Source organism: Taibaiella chishuiensis (assembly GCF_003014535.1).
In the GTDB taxonomy this organism is placed as follows: Bacteria; Bacteroidota; Bacteroidia; order Chitinophagales; family Chitinophagaceae; genus Taibaiella; species Taibaiella chishuiensis.
Map to the genome: position 1 here is coordinate 280161 of NZ_PYGD01000005.1, position 23294 is coordinate 303454.

Annotated in this window: 18 protein-coding genes; 13 read left to right on the forward strand and 5 right to left on the reverse strand. The window is 51.7% G+C overall.

The genetic code is table 11. From position 1 onward, the window contains the following. Positions 1-33 precede the first annotated feature (33 nt). From B0I18_RS14980 to B0I18_RS15025, 10 genes are all read left to right on the forward strand, one after another. On the forward strand, positions 34-3180 hold the full coding sequence (locus B0I18_RS14980; protein WP_106523536.1) for an efflux RND transporter permease subunit: 3147 nt from the start codon (positions 34-36) through the stop codon (positions 3178-3180). Further along, entirely contained in the window at positions 3177-4589 is a 1413-nt protein-coding gene (locus tag B0I18_RS14985) for an efflux transporter outer membrane subunit (RefSeq protein WP_106523537.1), read from the forward strand. Before B0I18_RS14980 ends, B0I18_RS14985 begins: the two co-directional genes overlap by 4 nt. 269 nt (positions 4590-4858) lie before the next feature. Further along, a complete protein-coding gene (locus B0I18_RS14990) occupies positions 4859-7096 on the forward strand; it encodes an Ig-like domain-containing protein (protein WP_106523538.1) in 2238 nt (745 codons plus the stop codon). Positions 7097-7286: 190 nt separating this feature from the next. Beyond that, entirely contained in the window at positions 7287-8063 is a 777-nt protein-coding gene (locus tag B0I18_RS14995; protein ID WP_181358485.1) for a DUF1223 domain-containing protein, read from the forward strand. Between the two features lie 18 nt (positions 8064-8081). Further along, on the forward strand, positions 8082-8855 hold the full coding sequence (locus tag B0I18_RS15000; protein WP_106523540.1) for an alpha/beta fold hydrolase: 774 nt from the start codon (positions 8082-8084) through the stop codon (positions 8853-8855). 41 nt (positions 8856-8896) lie between these two features. Further along, entirely contained in the window at positions 8897-9355 is a 459-nt protein-coding gene (locus tag B0I18_RS15005; RefSeq protein ID WP_106523541.1) for an organic hydroperoxide resistance protein, read from the forward strand. Positions 9356-9531: 176 nt separating this feature from the next. After that, positions 9532-10479: a heme-binding domain-containing protein gene (locus B0I18_RS15010; protein ID WP_106523542.1), complete on the forward strand. Its 948-nt coding sequence runs from the start codon at positions 9532-9534 to the stop codon at positions 10477-10479. A 65-nt stretch (positions 10480-10544) separates the two neighbouring features. Further along, positions 10545-10997, forward strand: a complete 453-nt coding sequence (locus tag B0I18_RS15015; RefSeq protein WP_106523543.1) for a hypothetical protein — start codon at positions 10545-10547, stop codon at positions 10995-10997. An 18-nt stretch (positions 10998-11015) separates the two neighbouring features. After that, complete coding sequence (locus B0I18_RS15020; protein WP_106523544.1) at positions 11016-12035, forward strand: sensor histidine kinase; 1020 nt, start codon at positions 11016-11018, stop codon at positions 12033-12035. Beyond that, the gene (locus B0I18_RS15025) at positions 12016-12783 is read left to right on the forward strand and encodes a LytR/AlgR family response regulator transcription factor (protein WP_106523545.1); all 768 of its coding nucleotides are present in this window, start codon (positions 12016-12018) and stop codon (positions 12781-12783) included. The genes B0I18_RS15020 and B0I18_RS15025 overlap by 20 nt, the downstream gene beginning before the upstream one ends. Positions 12784-13339: 556 nt before the next feature. On the opposite strand, the gene B0I18_RS15030 is transcribed toward B0I18_RS15025, so the two are convergent. From B0I18_RS15030 to B0I18_RS15040, 3 genes are all read right to left on the reverse strand, one after another. Then, positions 13340-14323, reverse strand: a complete 984-nt coding sequence (locus tag B0I18_RS15030) for an alpha/beta fold hydrolase (RefSeq protein WP_219905984.1) — start codon at positions 14321-14323, stop codon at positions 13340-13342. 105 nt (positions 14324-14428) lie between these two features. Next, on the reverse strand, positions 14429-14830 hold the full coding sequence (locus tag B0I18_RS15035) for a DoxX family protein (protein ID WP_106523547.1): 402 nt from the start codon (positions 14828-14830) through the stop codon (positions 14429-14431). Between the two features lie 430 nt (positions 14831-15260). Then, complete coding sequence (locus B0I18_RS15040; protein WP_106523548.1) at positions 15261-15500, reverse strand: class I lanthipeptide; 240 nt, start codon at positions 15498-15500, stop codon at positions 15261-15263. Positions 15501-15751: 251 nt separating this feature from the next. Here B0I18_RS15040 and B0I18_RS15045 point away from each other — a divergent pair, with 251 nt between their 5' ends. Continuing rightward, the gene (locus B0I18_RS15045) at positions 15752-16048 is read left to right on the forward strand and encodes a hypothetical protein (RefSeq protein ID WP_106523549.1); all 297 of its coding nucleotides are present in this window, start codon (positions 15752-15754) and stop codon (positions 16046-16048) included. Between the two features lie 491 nt (positions 16049-16539). Here the strand turns inward: B0I18_RS15045 and B0I18_RS15050 are convergent, their stop codons facing one another. Continuing rightward, positions 16540-17454, reverse strand: coding sequence for a helix-turn-helix domain-containing protein (locus B0I18_RS15050; protein ID WP_106523550.1), 915 nt, complete (start codon positions 17452-17454; stop codon positions 16540-16542). A gap of 18 nt (positions 17455-17472) precedes the next feature. Next, positions 17473-18270: an SDR family oxidoreductase gene (locus B0I18_RS15055; protein ID WP_106523551.1), complete on the reverse strand. Its 798-nt coding sequence runs from the start codon at positions 18268-18270 to the stop codon at positions 17473-17475. A gap of 326 nt (positions 18271-18596) precedes the next feature. Here B0I18_RS15055 and B0I18_RS15065 point away from each other — a divergent pair, with 326 nt between their 5' ends. Both B0I18_RS15065 and B0I18_RS15070 read left to right on the forward strand, forming a co-directional pair. Beyond that, the gene (locus B0I18_RS15065; RefSeq protein ID WP_245882103.1) at positions 18597-20297 is read left to right on the forward strand and encodes a tetratricopeptide repeat protein; all 1701 of its coding nucleotides are present in this window, start codon (positions 18597-18599) and stop codon (positions 20295-20297) included. A 214-nt stretch (positions 20298-20511) separates the two neighbouring features. Then, complete coding sequence (locus B0I18_RS15070) at positions 20512-23280, forward strand: TonB-dependent receptor (protein WP_106523554.1); 2769 nt, start codon at positions 20512-20514, stop codon at positions 23278-23280. Positions 23281-23294: the final 14 nt, after the last annotated feature.

A 23294-nucleotide genomic window follows, 5' to 3' on the forward strand; every position in this document is an offset into this window, starting at 1 on the left:
CAGGCAGCGTCTGCCAACCCAACAACATAACCTATGCTTAAAAAAATAATAGACAGACCGGTGCTCGCCACCGTAATTTCTGTCGTGCTCGTCATACTCGGTATTATAGGCCTGCTGCGGCTGCCTATTACCCGTTTCCCCGACATCTCGCCGCCCACGGTAATGGTAAGCGGCAGCTACCCCGGCGGTAACAGCGAGGCCGTTTTGCGCTCGGTAGTAACCCCGCTCGAAGAGCAGATCAACGGCGTGGAGAACATGCAATACATTAAATCCTCTGCCAGCAATGACGGTTCCTTCTCTATTTCCATCATCTTCAAACAGGGCGTTAATGCCGACCAGGCTGCAGTAAACGTACAGAACCGCGTGCAACAGGCTACGCCTATCCTGCCCCAGGAAGTAGTACGGATGGGATTGACCACCTCCAAGCAGCAGAACAGTATGATCATGATCTTCGACATATTTACCGAAGACAATGCGAAATACGATGAGCTGTTCCTGCAGAACTATGTGAACATTAACCTGATCCCGCAGATCAAACGCGTGCCGGGCGTGGGCCAGGCACAGATGTTCGGCACCAAGGACTATTCGATGCGTATCTGGCTGAACCCGCAAAAGATGGCCAGTTACAGCCTGATACCCGAAGATGTAACCGGCGCCATAGCACGCCAGAGCCTGGAATCGGCGCCCGGTAAACTAGGTGAAGAGTCAAGTGCAGCGCTGGAATACGTGATCCGCTATCGTGGCAAAAAAAGCAAACCCGAAGAATATGAGAACATCATTATCCGGCAAAGCGGCAACGACCTGGTGCGCCTGAAAGATGTAGCCCGTATAGAATTCGGTTCCATCAGCTATAGCGGCAACACCACGTCCAACGGTAAGAATGCCGTAACCATAGCTATCCTGCAAACCACGGGCTCCAATGCCAATGACATCGAAGTAGGCGTTAAGAATGAACTGGCGCGTGCAGCCAAGTCCTTCCCGCCCGGCATACGCTACCAGAGCCTGATGAGTACCAAGGACCGGCTGGATGAAGCCACGGGACAGGTAAAATCGACACTGATCGAGGCCTTCCTGCTGGTATTCGTCGTAGTGTTCCTGTTCCTGCAGGATTTCCGCTCGACCCTCATTCCCGCAATTGCGGTACCGGTCGCCATTGTGGGTACTTTCTTCGTGCTGCTGGCACTCGGGTTTACAATCAATATCCTGACCCTGTTTGCCCTGGTACTTGCCATCGGCATCGTGGTCGATGATGCCATCGTGGTTGTAGAGGCCGTGCACAGTAAGATGGAGGGCAGTAACCTCTCGGCGCGCGAAGCCACGCATAGTGCTATGGGCGAAATAACAGGCGCCGTTATCTCCATTACGCTGGTAATGTCGGCCGTGTTTATCCCGATCGGTTTTATGACGGGGTCCTCCGGCCTGTTCTACAAACAGTTTGCCTACACCCTGGCTACGGCTATCGTGATTTCGGCCATCAATGCACTGACGCTGACGCCGGCCCTCTGCGCCCTGTTGCTGAAAAATACGCATGCTCATCCCGGCACAAAGCAACCCGGGTTTAAACAACGGTTCTTTACGGCCTTTAATGCCGGCTTCAGTAATATGACCGGCAAGTATGTTACCAGCGTAAGGTTCCTCGGCCGGAAAAAGTGGCTGGCAGCGGGTTTCATTGTGACCACCTTTGTACTGGCCGCCTGGTTGATGAACAGCACGCCCAAAAGTTTTGTACCCATGGAGGACGATAACTTTATCGCCTACAGCCTGACCATGCCGCCGGGTACGGGTTTGACCAAAACCACCGAAGTCGCTAAAAAGATGGACAGCCTGATCATGGGCACCGAAGCCGTAGACCGCAACTCGAGCATTACCGGCTTCAGCCTGCTGAGCAATGCGGCCGGTCCCTCTTATGCGATGGGCTTTATTAAACTTAAGGAACCCAAGCAACGCGGCGCTATTAAAGATATCAATGTGATCCATGGCATGATCGCCGAAAAGCTGGCCACGATCAAAGAAGGGTCGGTAATCGCGTTCCGTTTCCCACCGGTGGAGGGTTATGGCGTGATCAATGGCGCGGAGATCGTACTGCAGGACCGGACCGGCAAGGACCCGGCATCGCTCAAAGCCATGGCCGATAAAGTGATCGGGCAGATCATGCAGCAAGAAGGCGTACAATCTGCCTATACCACCTTCAGGGCCGACTACCCGCAGCTGGAGCTGGAAGTGGACGAAGAACGGGCCAGCCAGTTGGGTGTAGATGTAAGCAGTTTGCTCAGCACCATCCAGACTTACTTTGCCGGCGACCAGTCGCTTAACTTCAACCGCTTCGGCAAGTTTTACCGGGTAAGCATTAAAGCCGACGGCATCTTCCGTACCGACGAAGCAGCTTTCGACGAAATCTTTGTCCGCAACAGCAGCGGCGGTATGGTGCCTGCCAAGGCCATCGTAAAACTGCATAAAGTTTACGGCCCGGAAACGATCAACAGGTACAACCTCTACAACGCCCTTACCATTAACGTAGAGGCGAAACCCGGCTACAGTAACGGCGCGATCATGGAGATACTCGAAAAGCAAGTATTGAACAAATTGCCCGGCGATTACAGCTACGAATGGACCGGGCTGAGCCTCGAAGAAAAAGCATCGGGCAGCCAGGCCGCCTTTATCCTGCTGCTGAGCCTGCTGTTTGTATACTTCCTGCTGGCGGCGCAATACGAGAGCTACCTGATACCGCTTGCCGTACTGCTATCCATTCCTACCGGCGTTATCGGCGCCTTCCTGGGTATCAAAGCCATCGGTCTCGATAATAATATTTATGTGCAGGTAGGTTTGATCATGCTGATCGGCCTGCTGGCCAAGAACGCGATATTGATCGTAGAGTTTGCCATACAACGCCGCAAAGCGGGCATGAGCATAACGGAAGCCGCGCTGGAAGGCTCCAAAGCGAGGCTGCGGCCCATTATCATGACCTCGCTGGCCTTTATCGTGGGCATGGCGCCGCTGATGATGGCAACCGGCGGTTCGGCTGCAGGCAACAAATCGATCAGTACCGGCGCCGCATTCGGTATGCTGAGCGGGGTATTGCTGGGCGTGTTCGCCATTCCCCTGCTCTACATGCTATTCCAGTACCTGCAGGATAAGGTATCCGGTAAAAAAACAGGAAACGACCAAACAACAGTATCATGAACAAAAGACACCTGAATATACTTACCCTGGCCCTGCCGGTCCTGCTGCTGCAGGCCTGCAGCGTAGGCCGCAAATACAGCCGTGGCGACCTGGCCATGCCGGCACAATACCGGCAGCAAGTACCCCTGACCGCCGATACCGTAATCCTGCCCTGGCATAGCTTTTTTAAAGACCCCTTGCTGGCAGACCTGGTACAAAAGGCATTGGAAAAGAACAGCGATATTGCAGTAGCCATGCTGAGCCTGCAACAAACCGAGCTAAGCTATAAACAAGCAAAGCTGCAGTTGCTGCCCTCCGTAGACCTTACAGCGGGCAGTAACCGCAACTGGTTATCGCAAAACTCGCTGAACGGCTCGCTGGGCCAGCAGTTTGCCGGCACCAATTATATGGACGACTTTAATGCGGCCATCAACCTGTCCTGGGAAGCCGACATCTGGGGCAAGGTAAAAATGCAGAAAGAAGAGGCCCGCGCCAATTACTTTATGCAAAAGGAAAACCTGGATGCCCTGCGTACCCGCATTATAGCCGAAGTAGCACAGGCTTATTACAACCTGGTAGCGCTGGACGAACAGATGAAGGTGGCGGAACAAAACATTGCCCTGAGCGAAAACACGCTGCAGATGATCCGCCTGCAATACCGCTCGGCCCAAACCAGTTCGCTTGCCGTAGGACAGGCCGAGGCCCAGAAGAAGACAGCAGAATTGCTGATCCCCCTGGCCAAACAGAATATAGCCATCCAGGAGAATGCCCTGAGCATTTTATGTGGGGTATATCCCGACAGTATCCGCAGGGCTGCCAGCCTCGACGAAGTTATACCCGAAAGCAGGCTTGCTGCCGGCGTACCGGCAGTATTACTGAGCAGGCGGCCCGATGTAAAGGCGGCAGAATATGCGGTAATGGCAGCCAATGCACGCAGCGGCCTGGCCAAGGCCAATATGTACCCGGCCTTTACCCTTACGGCCTCGGCCGGCGCCAACTCTTTCAAGTTCAGCAACTGGTTGGACCTGCCCGGGTCGATAGCTAAAAACCTGGGTGTGGGCCTTACCCAGCCCATCTTCCGTAAGCGCGCGCTAAAAACCGCTTACGATATCGCCCTGCTGGAACAGCAGAAGTCGGCGCAACAGTTCCGGCAAACGGTATTGGTTGCGGTGAGCGAGGTATCCGATGCCCTGGCTACCCTGGCGCATAGCGACGAACGCCTGCTGCTGACCGGAGAGAAAGGCCGCTCGCTGAGCCAGGCCACCCGCGATGCTACGGCATTATACAAAAGCGCCATGGCCAGTTATCTCGAAGTAATTACGGCACAAAACAATGCCTTGCAGAACGATCTCGACGCGATAGCCATTAAACGCGAAAAGATGCAGGCTATAACCCGGCTCTATCGCGCCCTTGGCGGCGGCACACAATAAGACCGGCGATTCCCCGACACAAGACATGAAAGCCACCGTTAATCAACGGTGGCTTTTGCATATCAAAATAAATGCAAAATATTTCAATTGTATTATTTAACGATACAGAAAGTATTTATTTATGAATAAAAATGCAATTTTTATGACCTTAAAATGTGGGTTATACATAAACGCCGGAAGCGATACCCATCCTGTCACACGGCCATGATCGCAGGCCATGACTATGCAACCCGGGATGCCGGTATCCTTCCTCAAAAAACAAAAAAGTAATGAAGCACCACGTACGCCAGATTCTTAAAAGCTATATGGCCAAGTCTGTTTGTATCGGGCTGGGGCTATCAGCCCTTCCCCACGCCGGCTATGGGCAATATTGCACGCCTTCCAGCACACTTTGCGGCTATGGTGATGCCATCACCAATGTTACCTTTGCCGGTGTCAATAATACCACTACCTGCAGTACCAACGGCTACGGCAACTATACGGCCAGCGTAGCAGCCGCAACCGCGAGCGCCGGTACTACCTACCCGATCTCGGTCAAGATCGAAAACGGGGGTACCGAGCATGCCTCAGTCTGGGTTGATTTTAACCAGAACCAGGCTTTTGAAGCCAATGAATTTTTCTACCTGGGCTCCAGCACCAACGGCAATGCCATTACAGGGAATATACCGGTACCTGCAACTGCAGTCTCCGGCGCCACGCGGATACGCATCAGAGGAAGTTATGGCCCCACGGCTCCTACCGCATCAGCAGCCTGTAACTTCACCAGCTCATCTTTTGGTGAAACGGAGGACTATACCGTAAACATCAGTAACGGCGTGCCCCCGCCCACCTGCTTCGCTCCCGCAATGCCGACAGCCACGGCCATCACGACCACTACCGCATCGCTCAACTGGACCCAGGCCGGCACACCGTCCCAGTGGCAGATCAAATACGGTGCTACCGGGTTTCCTTTAGCCACGGGCGGTACAAACATTCTTACGCCCACTAAACCCTATACCCTAAACCCGCCGCTTACGCCCGGCACGACTTACGATTACTATGTACGGGCCATATGCGGCGCCGGCGATACCAGTGCCTGGTCGCCGGTTGCCACGTTTACCACGACCTGTATACCGCCCACGATCAGTTCAAAAACAGACAGCTTCCGTTGCGGACCAGGTACCGTTGTTTTAAAAGCAACACCTTCGGCAGGAAGTATAAAATGGTATACCGCACTTACCGGCGGCACCGCCGTATTTACCGGCAACACCTACACCACACCCTCGCTAACCGCCACCACAACCTATTATATCACTGCGGCCACCGGCACCTGCGAAAGCACGCCCAGGCAGGCCGTAACCGCTACCATAAGACCGTTACCGGTTGTCAATATCGGCAACGATACCACCATATGCCCCGGCACATCTTACACCATGAATGCGGGCAATGCCGGTGCCACCTATCTATGGAACAACAATGCCACCACGCAAAGCATTACCGTAAACCAGGCCGGCAACTACTCGGTATTGGTTACCCTCAACGGCTGCAGCAATTCGGATGCCCGGCTGATTACCGACGGCGAAATACCGGTGCGCAACCTGCCGGCTACGATAGATCTTTGCCAGGGTCAGGTAGCCAACCTGAACGCAGGCAACGCAGGCAGTACTTATCTCTGGACACCCGGCGGGCAAACCACACAAACGGTTAACATAGGCACCGGCGGCATACATGCCGTGACCATCAAAAGCACCACAGGTTGCGTAATCCGCGACAGTACCCTGGTGGTAATGCGACAGCTCCCCGTTGTTGATCTCGGTAACGATACAACGGTCTGTATCGGTGCTCCGGTTACGATCGACGCGGGCGCTTCGTCCCACAAGTACCTGTGGACACCCACGGGTGATACCACACAGACCATTACTGTATCGGATTCCGGCACCTACCGGCTGCGTGTAACTACGGCTTTTAGCTGTGTCGATAGTTTTGACCGGCATATCGCCTGGCTGCCGGCGGTGCATACCAGCGGTTTTAATTTTATCCCCTTGTTTTATGAAGACCTGGGTAAAGTCAGGTTCGAACCGATCGATCCCATATCCGTTACCAGCTACCTCTGGGACTTTGGCGATGGCAGCGCCACCACGACAGAAGAGCGCCCCGTACATACCTATAGCACTACAGGCCAGTATATCGTTACTTTACTCGTATCGGGCGGCTGCGGTACAGATACGACACGCTTGCCGATCCATGTAGACCTGGCTACGGGTATTGCCGGCCCGGGTCAGGCAGAGGAATCCCTGCTTTTGTATCCCAACCCCGCGCATGACCGGCTTACGCTGGAATGCCGCAACCCCGACTTACGGCCCAGCGGGTTGGTTATCTATAACACGCTCGGCGCAGCCGTTTACAGGCGGGAAATACATCATCTCAAAGAGCAGGTAAACACCCGGGTCCTGGCGGCCGGCAGCTATGTCATCCGTATACAGACCAACAGGGGAAGCATCACCCGGAAATTCGAAGTCGCCCGTTAAATATTTTTAATGAAGACGCCTCCAGGCACTTCGTTTATGCCCATGTTTCCCAAAGGGAGCATGGGCATTTTGCGTTAGCACTTCGCAAGCCGGCATTTCCGGTTCCCGGTGCAAAATGTCCGGCTTAAGGTTTTGGGGCTTCCCAGCTACGGGTGCCCCCATTACTTTTGGTGTATCAAAATCAATAAACATGAACAGATCACAAAAAGTAACCCTCTTTTCCGCAGTACTCCTGCTGTTCCTGCTCCCCTTTACGCTCAAACTCAGCGCCTGTGCTAAGCCGCCTGGTATTGCAGACAGTACCGGCCAGGGTTTTGCCGTACTCGAACTCTTTACTTCCGAAGGCTGTTCGAGTTGCCCGCCGGCGGAGCAATTGCTTGAAACCCTGCAAGGCGAATCAACCGGCAAACCCGTATATATCCTGGCCTACCATGTCGATTACTGGGACCGGCTGGGCTGGAAAGATCCATTCAGCAGTGCAGCTTTCTCCCTGCGTCAATACGACTATAGCCGCTACTTTACCGGCCAGGTATACACCCCGCAAATGGTACTTAACGGCCAGACCGAAGGCGTAGGCTCCAACGAATCGCTGATCAGGCATACTGTAGTAAAGCTGCTGGACCAGGCAGGTACGGCAACCCTGGCTATAGAAGCCACGCCTAAGGCCGGCGAAGCTACTGTCCGCTACCAGGCGGCAACAGGCAACAAGAGCCGGCTGGAGATTGCCATCGTGGAAAAGCATGCCATAAGCAAAGTAACCCGCGGCGAAAATGAAGGCCGCACCCTGAGCCATGTCCAGATCGTACGGAGCCTGCAAAGCTTTAGCATCGGCAAAAACGGCGCCGGCGCCGAAAAGATCGCGCTGCCCAAAGACTTCAATACCACCGACTGGGAAATAATAGGCCTGTTGCGCAATCCCGGTACCGGCGCTATCCTTGCGGCTAACCGGGCAACCTTTATACTTTAACCCATAAATACACACAAGATGAAATCCATAAACTGCCTGCGCGGATTCGCCAAACCGCTGATCGCCGCATCGCTCTCCCTGTTTGCCCTGACCGCGCATGCCGGGCAACCCAAGACCAAAAATATCGTACTCGTACATGGCGCTTTTGTCGACGGCTCCGGCTGGAAACCTGTATACGATATCCTGCAGCAAAAGGGCTACCATGTAAGCATCGTGCAGAACCCGCTGAGCTCGCTCGGCGATGATGTAACGGCCACCAATAGCGTACTGGATGCGCAGGATGGCCCGGCTATACTCGTAGGCCATTCCTGGGGCGGCATGGTCATTACCGAAGCAGGCCTACACCCCAAAGTGGCGGCACTCGTGTATATAGCGGCATTCGTTCCGGACAAAGGCGAATCGGCGGGACAATGGGTCAGCGCACGACCGGCCGCACCGGAAGCGGGGTTTACCCCACCCGATCGCTTTGGCTATCTCTATTTCGAACCGGCCAAATTTCACGGCGGCTTTGCTGCCGATCTCAGCCAGGCGCAAAGTGACTTTCTTAGTGCTGCACAGGCGCCGGTTAAAGCCACCTGCTTTACCCAAACAACGCAGCAGGTAGCCTGGAAAAGCAAACCCAGCTATGGCATTATAGCTACAGAGGACAAGGCACTGAACCCGCAAACCGAGCGCGAGATGTACCTAAGGGCCGGCGCGAAGATCACGGAGGTGCAGGCAAGTCACGCCCTGTTCCAGTCGCAACCCGAGGCAGTAGCCCGGGTGATTATAGAAGCCGCGGAAAATAACTGACCATACCTAACAACAAGTGCTCAATCTTAAAACATATAAAAATGGAAAACACCCAGGAACAACTGGTAACAGACAGCCAGGTTATTAGCATCGAAAAAGTACTTTATACCGGTAAAGTACACGTTACCGGCGGACGTGAAGGCAATGCCAGCAGCGACGACGGGCGCCTGCAAACCGCCCTTACCCCGCCCGGCGGCAAGGGTACCGGCACCAATCCCGAACAACTGTTTGCCGCCGGATGGTCGGCCTGCTTTATCGGCGCCATCAAACATAACGCGGCCACGCTGGGTCTGCGCGTACCGGATACCGCTTCGGTAGATGCCGAAGTAGACCTCGCCACCAACCAGGATGGCTTCCTGTTACAGGCCAGGTTACGGGTAGCCCTGCCCGGCCTTGAGCCGGAAGCGGCCCGTCAACTGGTTGTGGCAGCACACGATACCTGTCCCTATTCTAAAGCCACCCGTGGCAATATTAATGTACACATACAGGTTGCGGTATAAAACAAGCCGGCTTTATAACAGGAGTATCCCCATCGGGATACTCCTGTTTTGTTTAAAACAAAGCGTATCATTTCCCGGATATCCCTGTCTGCTTCAGCCCCCCGTTTGTCCGGTTAGCCTAATCCCTGCTATGCCGCGCCCTCACCGCCCGGTACCTTTACATTATATAACAGTTTATGAAACGATCTCAAAAGCGGCTCTGGATCTGGGCTACGCCCATCGTACTCTTTGCGGGCCTGCAATTTTTCCAACCCGGGCAAACCAACCCGCCGGTAACACATCCCATACAAGCACCGGCCGCGGTAACCAGCATCCTGAAACGGGCCTGTTACGATTGCCACTCCAACGAAACCAGGCTACACTGGTACAACCAGGTGGCGCCCGTATCCTGGCTGGTATCGGAACACGTCAATACGGGACGTTCCCGCTTCAACTTTTCCACCTGGGATACCCTGAGCCCTGTGCAGCAACAGGGCCTGTTATGGGAAATGGTCAATATGGTACTGGATGGTAAAATGCCTTTACCCTCCTACACGGCCATACACCCGGCCGCCAAACTATCGCAAGAAGACATCGCCGTATTAAAGGCTTATGTAAACGGGCTGAGCCCGGCACAATACCACGATACAACAATGATCAGACAGGCCGCACAACAATATACAACCGCCGGCGCCACCGCGCCAGGACAATCAAAACCTATCCCCGTTGCCGCCAATGGTGTGGCTTACCAGCCCGGTTTCCGCAGTTGGCAGGTGATCAGCACTACTAACCGGTTCGACAACAACCGCAGCATAAGGGTGCTGTATGGCAATGCTATAGCGGCTGCAGCCGTAAAAGACAACAAGATCAACCCCTGGCCGCAGGGCAGTGTCCTGGTTAAAGTGGTCTGGGATATCGTACAGGAAAAGAACGGCGATATACTGCCGGGCGCTTTCAACAATGTGCAGATCATGATCAAGGACAACAAAAAGTTTGGCGCAAGCGGCGGCTGGGGCTTTGCCAAATTCAACGGACTGGAGTTAAAACCCTATGGCAAGACCGCAGCTTTTAACACGGCCTGTTACAATTGCCACAAAGCGGCCAGTGACTACGACTATGTATTTAACCTGCCGGCCACCCAATAGCCTGCCGGTTAATTGCCGGGCAAAATTCTGCATTAGGATCAAATCCTTTTTTATAAAAATATATCATGAGAAAAATAATCCTGGCTTTACTGGTATCCACAACCACTGCGGGCTGCGTACCGGGGCCGCAACCGCAACACCGCACCTTATTCGATGCCGGCGGCATGCAGGTGATCAGTGTATTCGCCAACCGGACCGATAAAACCTTATCGATACTTTATGGCGACAGCGCCGCCCTGATCGCAGCCCGTTCGGAGTACAGGCAAAGCGATAAGGAAGGGCAACTGACCCTGGTTACCTATCACCAGGCCGACAACAGGTTCTGGTATGGCAGCCTGGTTAACGGGGCTATTAAAAGCGTGGAACACATCGGCATTACCCCCGAAGCTGGCGCCACACCGGCTTTTGCATACCGGCTCAGCCAGGGCCAGCCAACTGCCGATGCTTCCGGCCATATGATCAACGCAGACGAACGCGTCCGGCAAATCCTGGCCCACAGGCCGGTAGTATTTCCTTAAATCCATTAACTTGCCCCCATGAAAACAAGCGACCTGAAGATCTCCCCGGTTGTCATCTGGACCAGTTCCATTATCCTGGGCGTTCTATCGTCGGTGCCGCAGCTTGCCCAGCACAGCTTCAACCTGCCCGAAGCCATTGTCAACGCCGTACTCACTTCCTGTTTTGCCATTGTAATGTGGTATGTGAACCTCTACATGCTCTCCTGGTACGCACGTAAGACGCCCCGGCAAAGGCTTTCCTACCGCAGGTTGTTTATCACGCTGGCGGTAGGTATCGTGGTTATGTTTGCCCTCGCCTGGGTACAGCAACTCATCCTGTCGCATATCAACTTCGGACCGGTGATGCTGATGATCGAAGTACGGGGCTTGCTGATCAACCTGGTTTGTTATATGTTCCTGCACCTGTTGCAGCAGAACTACGAAAACCGGCATGTTACCATGCAACTCGAACAGTTAAAAAACGACAACCTCGCCGCCCAGTACGAATTGCTGAAACAACAGGTAAACCCGCATTTCCTCTTCAACAGTCTCAATACGCTCAAAGCCATGGTAGAGAGCGGGGAAAAGGAAGCCGTAGACTTTATCCTGAAATTATCCAACTTTTACCGTTATACCCTGGAAAGCCGGAAAGCAGACCTGATCAAGGTTTCAGAAGAAATGGAAATCGTAAAGGCCTATTTGTTCCTGCAACATGCCCGCTTCGAAGGCGGTTTTACCTTTAACGATAACCTGGACGCAGCTGTTTTACAGACCTTCATCCCGCCCTTCACCCTGCAGCTGCTTATCGAAAACTGTCTCAAACACAATATCGTTTCCCAGGACAAGCCTTTACATATCCGGCTGTATACGGAGCAGGACCGGCTCGTACTGGAGAACCCCATCCAGCTCAAAAGCGGCGATCATCATTCCATGGGCGTGGGCCTGGAAAACATCAACCTGCGGTACCGCCACCTGCTCGACAAACAAATAGACATTTCGGACCACCAAAACATCTTTACCATCAAACTGCCACTGATCTATGAATATACTCATCATTGAAGATGAACCCAGGACCGCCAAATCGCTGGAGAAAATAATTACCGAAGTGCGCACCGATGCGGCCATTACCGGCCTTTACCAGAGCGTTGAAAGTTCAGTTAAGGCGCTGGCGCAAAACCCGCCGGTAGACCTCATCTTTATGGATATACAGCTGGCAGATGGCCTGTCGTTCGAAATCTTCAAACAGGTTACCGTCAGTTGCCCGGTTATCTTTTGCACGGCCTTCGACGAATATGCCATAGAGGCTTTCCGGCAGAACGGTATCGATTATATCCTTAAACCGTTTTCGCAGCAGGATATCGCGGAAGCCTTCAGGAAGGCCGATGCGCTTAAAAGCTTCTACCAGCAAAAGGCTGCACCCGCACCCGACTTCAGCGAGCTGATCAGCCGCCTGGGCGGTCCTGCCGGCAAAACGAGCTTCCTGGTTTTCCACGACCAGAAATATATGACCGTTGCCACCGAAGAGATCGCCTTCTTTTATGTAAGCTACAATGCAACCTGTATCAAATGCTTCGATAAAAAAGAATATGTGATCAGCCAGTCGCTGGACCAGATTGCGGCACAGGTATCTGCAAAGCAGTTCTTCCGGGTCAACAGGCAATACCTGGTCAACTTTAAAGCCATTAAGGAAATAGAACATTACTTTATGCGTAAGCTCTATATAAAACTCGTGATCGATACCAAAGAAAAGTTACTGGTTAATAAAGAAAAGGCGCCGCGCTTCTTTGCCTGGATGGAAGACCGCTAGCCTGCAGCATGCTTTAGCGGGGTATGGAGTAAAATATATTCGGAGCGCCGGAGCAAGGGATCAGCACCCTTGCCCCGGCGCTTTCATTTTACACATGGATAAATACATATACTGTCGTAGCATCCCGCCACGAACAAAAACCCACCCACACTGTGTGTAGCGTCGCGCTACGAACAAACATAAAAGTGTTTATGGTTTTACATTGTTATGTGCAGTGGCGCTACGGTCCGGCGAAAGTATTCAAACAACGGTCGTAGCGGGCCCCCTACGACCAGACCATGGAAGCAGCGAAAATAGCTACCCAACTGTTCGTAGCGTTCTGATACGAACAAACATCAAAAGTATTTATGGTTTTACATTGTTGTGTCCAGTGTCACAACGGTCCGGCTAAAACATTCAAACAACGGTCGTAGCGTTCCGCTACGAACAAACATGCACCATAAAAAACAAATACAAAAAAACTGGCCGTAGTTGATAACTACGGCCAGGCAATCATTTCGACAGCATACAACATCAGATCATGATATAACATGCCGGCATGCAGTTTTACTATATCCTATTGTACCATATGATCCGCTTCTACAATTGCATCAGCAAAGGCTTCCGGCGCTTCTGCAGGCAGGTTATGCCCAATACCACCGTTTAAGGTATGATGACGATAAGGCCCGGTAAACTTACCGGCATAAGCAGCCGGATCGGGATGCGGGGCGCCGTTGGCATCGCCTTCCAGGGTGACAGAGGGCACCGTGATCACGGGAGCCGCTTCCAGCTTACGTTCCAGGTCCTGGTACTGTTTTTCGCCCTTTGCCAGCCCGATACGCCAGCGATAATTGCTGATAACGATCGCTACATGATCGGGATTATCGAGTGCAGCAGCCGCAGTAGCAAACTCCGCGTCACTAAAAGTCCACCTGGGTGAGGCGGTTTGCCAGATCAGCCGGGCAAAGTCGCGGGTATACGCTGCGTATCCCTGCCTGCCGCGTTCCGTAGCAAAGTAATACTGGTACCACCAGCCTTGTTCTGCCCGGGGAGACAAGGGCTTACGATTGGCCTGCTGGCTACCGACCAGGTACCCGCTTACCGATACCAGCGCCGTACTGCGCTCCGGCCATAAAGCCGCTACGATAGCGGCCGTACGGGCGCCCCAGTCAAAACCGCTGAGTAGGGCCTTTTGTATGTTCAGGGCGTCCATAAAGGCAATGACATCGACCGCAAATACTACCTGTTCCCCATTCCTGGGTGTAGCCGGCGACAGGAAACGCGTGCTGCCATAACCCCGCAGGTAAGGAACGAATACATGGTAACCTTTGGCGGCCAGTAAAGGTAATACCCGGTCATAACTATGGATATCATAAGGCCAGCCATGCAACAGGATTACGGGCTGCCCGGTTACCGGGCCTGCTTCGATATAACCGATATCCAATACGCCGGCTTTCACTTGTTTTACAGTACCGGCGACTGTGATACCGGGTTGCGGCGGAGCCGCAAAGACCGGCAGGTTACCGGCTAACAAGGCGGCTATAGCCAGGAGGAAAATCATAAAATAGCGTCCGTATTTTTTATATAATGCCTGGTTTTTCATAAGTCTGGATATTGATGTGTTGTTGGATAGAGGGAGTAAAATGCAGTGGTAGCCGACCGCTGTTTAGCTTAAGCCGGCAGCTTCACGATGGAAGCTGGCCGGGTAAAGTTTGCGGTACATCACATAGGTAACCGAGATAATACCGAGAGCAATGATCGCATCGACGGTAGCTGCAAAGCCCAGTACTGCCACCTTGGAGCAGAAGGCAAAAAGAATATCGAAGAAGATACCGGCGAATACCCATTCTTTAAGCCTCAGCAGGCGGTTGGGCAGTAAGAGCACGGCTACGCCCGAAAGTTTGGCCACACCCAGGATATAGATAAAATGCGGCGGGTAGCCCAGTTGCCGAGTAATACCCCATACCACCGGGTTGCCGGTGAGTTCGAAAATGCCGCTCGCGCCAAACCATAAGGAGATCAGTACAGCGCCGGTCCAGTAAATTGCTTTTGATGTTTTCAAGTTCATAATGTTTGTGTTTTTTGCGTTTATTAATGACCCAAAATTGCGGCAGTAAGCGCCCCCGGCCTAGCGGCAATAGGCCGGAGCAGACAGAATAGACCCGGAACCGGACAGGCGCATGCCCGACCGTTTTTTATGGCGATCGGCTGATAAGGCCTTACCACCGGTACCAGGCGGTTCCATACACGCACAAAACAATAACCTTCAATATAACAGGAAGACCTTGCAAGGGCAGTGCATACCCGGAAAGAATAATTTTGATTACCTGATACGTCCTTACCGGTATCGACAACAACTATGAAAAGAGATGAATTGAAAGGGTAAGGCGAAGCAAAAGCCGGCAGGCGCCGGCCAGGATCAGCACTAGTTCCTGTTTTCATACAAAAGCCATGCAGTAAACTGCATGGCTTTTGTTATACCCTCCAACTGTATGGGATCAGCAACAGATGCCGCCGGCTCTTGTTATCGTATAACAAGGTAATACCTCCGTAGCACATAAAGCCTGTGTCTGGCAAACGGCACCGCAACTGGGCGTATTGGAATGACAGGCGATACAAACCGATACCTCTACCGTAGCGCCACCCAGTACCCCGCCCTGCTGGGCGTTGTTCAGTTCAGAAATAATTGTTTTGCCCAGGAATAATTTTCTACCGAGATCGATCTTTTTCTTTTTCATGATAAAAATTATTTGGTGAAAGCCAAAGTTCCGATAGCAGGGGCGCAAAGAATGCGTCTGAATGCATAAAACAAGCACTCTATCAAACAAGACATAAGCTCCACTATTTCAGGCTGCTGGTGGCTTAGTTATTCACAGGCCATTTTTTTGCATATACAAAGCGCAATAAACAAAATGCAAAAGTTTAGCCGGCATGTGGGAAAAGGCTTTTGATTTGGGTAAATTCGTAGATCATCAAAATTTAAGCTCTTATGGAAATGAAATTTTTCGGCCCCCGGCTCAGGGCGACCCAAGAAGATCGGCTCGCAAAATTGCTTAATTTATCCCGTGATGAATACGCAGAGCTGAGCCATAGCGGTATCCGGAAGGTCAACGACCTTAATGGCGATCCCTTGTATTATTACATTAAGATCAGCCCCCTTAACCCGGAATACCTGCTGACCAAGATTAACATGGACCGGAAGAAAATGGTTTATTTTTCTCCGGACGCATTTGATCAACAGCGACAGCCCTTACCACCGCGTACCCACGCATTGCCACGAAGGTGATGCCGGTAGTAATAGAACGGCCTTCCACGCAGGAAGGCCGTTCTTTATAACGCTGGTACGCTGCAAGCATTACCCGCTTAATTAGGATCAAGCGTAAAAGTTGGGGTCAGATAAAGATGCCTTGTATTTCATCTTGTTTCTTCTATAAGGGAAGCTTTATACATTTGAGCCTTAAAGAATAGAATAGCCGATGACCTACGGCGACAGTGAACAAATATGTTGCGGGGAAGAAAGAGACAAAGAAGCATATGGGCCCCGATAATGTGATTCGGTTAATCTAACTATATTTTTTTCTCGCCGCGGCGCAGCGCTCGCTGCGAGAAAAAATGAAATTCGCAGCATCACATTCGCCGGCAAGGAACTGGTATTACGGTATATTTATCTATCCTGAATAACTAAAGCGCTCCCTATTAATTTCCCTTGAATAAAATAACATACGAACAGATCTGCAGACTTGATCTTTAATCCCCCCAGAAATTCCGTCTGATCCCTTAATTAAACGATTGCCGGTATTGTAAAGGCGACAGGTTGGTTTTGCGTTTAAACAATTTGTTGAACGATTGCGGATGTTCGAAACCCAACTGGTAGGCCACTTCCGCCACCGATAGTTTACTCACCGACAGGATCTCCTTCGCTTTATCGATAAGTTGATTATGAATATGCTGCTGGGCATTCTGCCCGGTCAGGGTACGCAGCATATCGCTCAGGTAATGCGGCGATACGCAAAGTTCGTCCGCCACATACTGTACTGTGGGCAAGCCTTTCATCAGCCCGCGTTCTTCTTTAAAATACTGGTCCAGCACGGTTTCCAGGCGTACCAGCAAATCGTGATGAGCCGCCTTGCGCGTATTGAACTGTCGCCGGTAAAAGCGGTTGCTGTAGTTCAGGATCAGCTCCGTTTGCGTTACGATCACATCCTGGCTAAAGTCGTCGATAGGCATTTGCAGTTCCTCGTCTATATTTTTAAAGATGCCGAGTATGATCGTTTTTTCGCGATCCGACAAGTGCAGCGCCTCATTGATGGCATAGGAAAAGAAGCCATAGTTGCGGATCTGCTTACCTAAGGGATAATTGCGGATAAAGTCGGGATGGATCAGCAGGGTATACCCCCTGTATTCGGTATCGTCTTCGGTGGCCAGGACCTGGTTGGGCGAAGTAAAGGTCATACCGCCCTCTTCGAAGTCGTAATAGCTTTGCCCGTACCGGATCTTACCCCGCAACCCTGTTTTATAGGAGATCTTATAGAAGTCCATCAGGAAGGAGGATGGCAGCTGTTCTTTACCCACCGATATCTTCGTATTGTCTACCAGGCTTACAAGCGGGTGTACCGGTGCGGGCAGGCCCAGCATACGATGCAGGTCGGTTATGGTATGAAATGCGTGTGGTGCTTGCTCTTCCTTTTTCATCTTACTAAGTTACGTAATTTAATTACCCAGGAAGGCCTGGCCGATCTGCCTGCGGAAGGCTTCGTCGCCCAGTTCCAGGCGTTGGGCATACAGGTGTTGCGCATCGGCCCCCGCTACATACCGCAACTGATCCTTGCCATCCGTAGCGGCTTCATAAACCACCTCGGCAATCTGTTCGGCTGTAGAAAAGTCGTCTTCACTAAAACCGGCGAACAGTTGCTGCATCCAGGGTTCATAAACCGGATGTGTGTTCACTTCGGCCGAGCGGCTTAGGAAATCGGTTTTTATACCGCCAGGGGAAACCGTTTTAATGCCCACCCCGATCTTGCCCAGTTCGAAGGCCATGCTTTCGCTCCAGCCTTCCAGCGCCCATTTGGTGGCATGATAAACCGAGGAGAAGGGAAAGGTGATCAGTCCGCCAATAGAGGTTGTGGCAATAAAAAGCCCTTTACCTTTTTCACGAAAATAAGGAATGAAAGCCTGTGTTACCCGGATAACACCCAGCAGGTTGGTTTCCATCTGCCGGGTAAGCTGCTCGTCGTTGATCGCCTCCAGCGGTCCCATCAGGCCGTAACCGGCATTGTTGAATACCACGTCGACGTCGTGCCCATCCAGCGCTGCTTGTACGGCTGCTGCAATCTGGCCGGGTTGCGTAACATCCAGGGGCAGCAGGGTAATATTATCGATCGTGTTCAGCTCCTGCTCTGCTTCGGGTTTGCGCATCGTGGCAATTACCTGCCAGCCTTTGGATGCAAACAGGCCGGCGGCGGCTTTTCCCAAACCGGTAGAGGCGCCCGTAATGAAAATTGTGTTCATTGTTTCTTTAGATTTTATACTGCAAATTTCCGCCGGGCATACCGTTTGCTTGTTGCCAAAACGGACCTTGCTGTAGCCAAAATGGAAAGGAGGGAAAATACCCTATATTAAATCTTGGATAATTATTTCCCCATACCCCGTTACGCGTAAAAGAGTGGCTACCTTTATTTTTGGTTTTGCCGGCATGCCCGGGAAACCGGGCCAGTCCTGGTGTATGCCATCAACATAACCGGGCAGTCTACTCCAATCAGCTATTAAAATTTCAACCGCATCCTGCCGGTTTACAGCCGGCGCCGTTGCGTGCTTCAAGTATGCTTAAAAGATCATTGCCCCTACTGCTCTTCTTTTGCCTGTTTTCTTTTATCTGTCCTGCCCAGGAAGACCGTGAACTCCGCATAGAGCGGCTGGAAAACAATCCCTATCCCGATCCTACCAATGCCTTTATCAGTCTTAAGGAACAACTGAAAGGCGAACTGATGCAGAAAGACCAGTTGAAAGCCGGCATTACCCTGCAGAAAATGGGTAATATGTGTTACCGGCTTGGGCATTTCGATCAATCGTTCGAATATTACCTGCAGGCGCAAAAAATATTCGAGGCTGAAAAGGCCTACCGGCACAGCGCTTCACTGGCCAATGAAATGGGCATTCTCTACTATTATAATAAAGATATAAAAGGCGCCAGGCAGCAATACGAACAGGCCCTCGACCTCTTTACCCGGCTTAAAGACCAGGCAGGCATTGCCGATACTTATGGACGCATGGGCCACCTTTTCGAAAAACAGCGCCAATACGACAGCGCCGCCCTTTACCAGAAGACCGCCCTGCAAGCCTACCAACGTATCAACGATGTACAGGGCATCGCCAAGATTTATGAGAACCTGGGCAGCATTAACGAAGACCTGGAGCAATATGACTCGGCCAGCTATTATTTCAAACAGGCCGATATACTGTACCAAAAGGCCGGCGTAGACATCGATCGCATCGAGGTTTTAAATAATATCGGCGATATCTACCGTAAAACAGGTTTTTACAGGGAGGGCCTTACCTATACCTTCCGCGCCATCGAACTGGCACAAAAGTACAGGGAACACTACCAGCTCTGTTCGGCTTACCGCGATGTGGGTAAAAGTTATAACCTGATGCACATGAACGACAGCGCGTTTTACTACCTGGAGCTCAGCCGTAAAAACCTGCTCGAGATTTACTCGGAAGAAAGCAACAAACAGATCGCCTTTTTACAGGTGCAATACGAGATCAATAAAAAAAACCAGGAAATAAGCCGGCTGCAGGTCGAAAAACGCGTCAACATCATTATCGGCATCTCCGTATTTATCGTTATCCTGCTCCTGGTCACTTTGGGCATTACCGTAATCAGCCGGCAAAAACTAAAGATCCGCAATGAACAGATCCAGCACGAAAACGAAAAACAAGTACTGGAAACACAGAACAAACTGGCTGAAGCGGAACTGAAAAGCCGCAGCCTGGAAGAAGAAAAACTCAAGACCGAGATCAAAAACAGGCAGCTCGAACAGGAAAAACTTTCAGCCGAGCTAAAATCGAGACACCTGGAGGAGGCTTCTCTAAAACAGGAAATCGAGATCAAGGCCAAAGAACTGAGCACCCATACCCTGCATATTATCCAGAAAAACCACCTGCTCGAAAACATGAGAGGCCGGCTCGAGTTTCTGGTAAAAGACGATAAAAGGGACCAGAAAAAACAGCTCAAAGAATTGATCCTGCAGATCAACCAGAGCTTCAATAACGATAAATACTGGGAAGAATTCCGGAATACCTTCGAACAGATACATGCTTCTTTTTTCAATAACCTGAAGCAGTATGCTTCCGATTTTACCGCCTCCGAAATGCGGCTGATCTCCCTGTTAAAGATGAACCTGAACTCGGGCGATATCGCCACGATCCTGGGTATCTCGCAGGATAGCCTGCGGGTAGCGCGGTACCGCCTGCGTAAAAAACTGAACCTGGAACAAGGCGAAAACTTAAGCGCCTTTTTCCAGTCGCTCGACTAGGTAACATACAGGCAATGTTATGGTCACAATTTCTTAATGAAGATTTCGTTACACTCATTACAATTGATTATCAATAATTTAAAACGTTAAAATTGCTATTGTTCACGCCTGGTTCACGGTTGATGTAACGCTGCTTCCTTTTTGTTCGCCCTCAAAATTTGCAAGCTGAGCGACGGCGGGCCACCTTTGCATCGTTAATCGAAACCAGCATACGATGCGCATTTTATTACTTCTTTTTATCGGCCTCCTGCCTACCGGTACCATCGCCCTGGCAGGCACTATTAAAGGCCGGGTTACTGAAAGCGAAAGCGGCGAAACAGCAGTAGGCGCCAGCATCAGCATTAAAGAAAATGCTATTTATAATACTGTTGCGGGGCTCGACGGTTCTTTCGAAATCAAAGGCATCCCGGCGGGTACTTATACCCTTCAGATCGCCTACCTGGGCACGCAACCTGCCGAACGCTCCATTACCCTTACCGAAGCCGGGCCACTGTCCCTTAACGTTACGATATCTCAACGCCAGGGCCAGCAGTTGAGCGAAGTAGTGATCGGCGATAAAAAAGACGGGGGTAGCGAAAATACCGCACGCAACCTGGAGCAGAAGGCCGACCAGGTTATGAATATCGTATCGGCCAAAGCCATCCAGATCTCTCCCGACATCACCGTGGCCAACGTGATCCAGCGCGTATCGGGTGTATCGATAGAACGCAACAGCAACGGCGATGGCCAGTTTGCGATCCTGCGCGGTATGGATAAACGCTATAACTATACGATGGTGAACGGCGTAAAAATTCCCAGTCCCGACGATAAGTACCGTTATGTACCACTCGATATCTTTCCCGCCGAGCTGCTGGACCGGCTCGAAGTCTATAAATCATTAACACCCGATATGGAAGGCGATGCCGTAGGCGGCGCCGTAAATATGGTGATGAAAGACGCCCCGGGACACCTTACCCTCAGCGCCAACCTTGCTACCGGTTACAGCGAGCTCTTTATGAACAGGGATTTCCAGGGTTATGCCTCCGGCAAAGTGAATAAAGAAAGCCCCTGGGAGGCCAATGGCAAAGCTTATAAAGCCACCATGAAGGATTTCCCGGCCACCACGCTCGACTATTCCAATAAAAAACCGATGCCCAATATCATCGGTGGCCTGGCCATCGGCAACCGCTTCTTCCGGAATAAACTGGGGGTGATCGTTGCGGGCAGCTACCAGAATACCTACCGCGGCGCCAACAGCACCCTGTTCGACCAGGAAACGGTGGGCACCTATTCGGTAGTAAGCCTTACGAAGAAAAAAGATCGCTTTTATTCAGAACAACAGGTACGCAGCGGCGTACACGTAAAATTGGATTACAACATAAACAGCCGGCACCAGATCCGCTGGTACAATGCCTATCTCGGTTTGAACAACGTACAGGTAAGAGACGAGGCGGGTAAAGCCCTGAACTACGGCCAAAGCGGCGATACGGCTACCCTCTCGCTCAGCACCAGGTCCAGGCTTACCCAACAGCGTATCTATAACAGTACCCTGCAGGGCAAACACCAGCTGGGCGAGCGTTTCAAGGCCGACTGGTCGGCGGTATATTCCAAAGCCACCAATGCAAGACCGGAGAACAACCTGGTAAGCCTGAATGGCTTCGAGGTATACGGCCGGCAATACACGACTTTCCCGAGCGGCATGTCGCGGCGCTGGGAGCACAATTCCGACCGGGACCTTGCCGGTTACCTCAACCTTACCTATAGCCATAACCTGGGCGGCCTGTCGCTGGAATGGAAGGCCGGCGGTCTTTATCGCGACAAAGCACGCGACAACTTCAGCATCAATTACGACTTTAAACCGGTTAATACTTTCGACCGGTACGGTACCGACTTCAACACCTATGATGAAATACAGTGGAATGCAGGCTCCTCGGCCGTGAACCCCGCTGCCACCTATACCGCTTACGAACGGGTAGCCGCCGGTTACCTGCAGTTCAGGATCAACAGCGACCGCATGGAACTGACCGGTGGCGCCAGGGCCGAACATACCAACCAGGGCTATCATATGACTTATCCGGTAATTACCGAACCGCATCCCGACGGCGAACAGCAGTATACCAACCTGCTGCCTTCGCTGAGTTTCAAATACAAGGCCGGCAGCAAAACCAATGTGCGCGCCTCTTATTTCAGGAGCATCAACCGTCCCGGCTTTTCGGAGATCGTACCTTATAAAATCGTAAACGAAGATTACCAGGAGCGCGGTAATTATTACCTGCAACATGCCGTAGCAGATAACGCAGATGTGCGGTACGAATGGTTTCCGCATGCAGGCGAATCGTTTATGGCCGGCGCCTTTTACAAACGTATCCAGAACCCGATTGAGTTTACCCTGCAACAGGACTCCACCCGCGGCCAGGATGTATACTATGGTCCACGCAACTGGGGCACTGCGCATAACTTCGGTATAGAGCTCGACTTTATAAAATACTTCAATAAGATCGGTATTAAGGGTAATTATACCTATACCCATTCCGCCATCACTACGCCCAAGGCGCAACGGGTAAACAATACAGACGGTTCGCCGGGCACCCATCTCGAATACCCCGACCAGACACGCCCGCTTTATGGACAGGCGGCGCATATCGCCAACCTGTCACTGTTGTACAAGGATGTGAAGCAAGGCTGGGATGCCCAGCTGGCGGGCAATTATACCGGAAAACGCATCGTGACTGTATCGCAGTTCCTCGACCGTGACATCTGGCAAAAGGCTTTTGTACAGCTCGATTTTTCAATAGAGAAAAAATTCAAACAACATTTCAGCGTGTTTGCCAAAGTGAACAATATCCTAAACACACCGATGGAAACATTCATCATCGGTAAAACCAACTACGATCCTGCCAAATCCAATATCAATACCGAAGGGCAGGACCTGAACAGCAATACCCTGATCCAACGTGACTATTTCCAGCGGTCCTACCTGCTGGGCGTACGATATGCTCTTTAAAAAATCCAATCCTT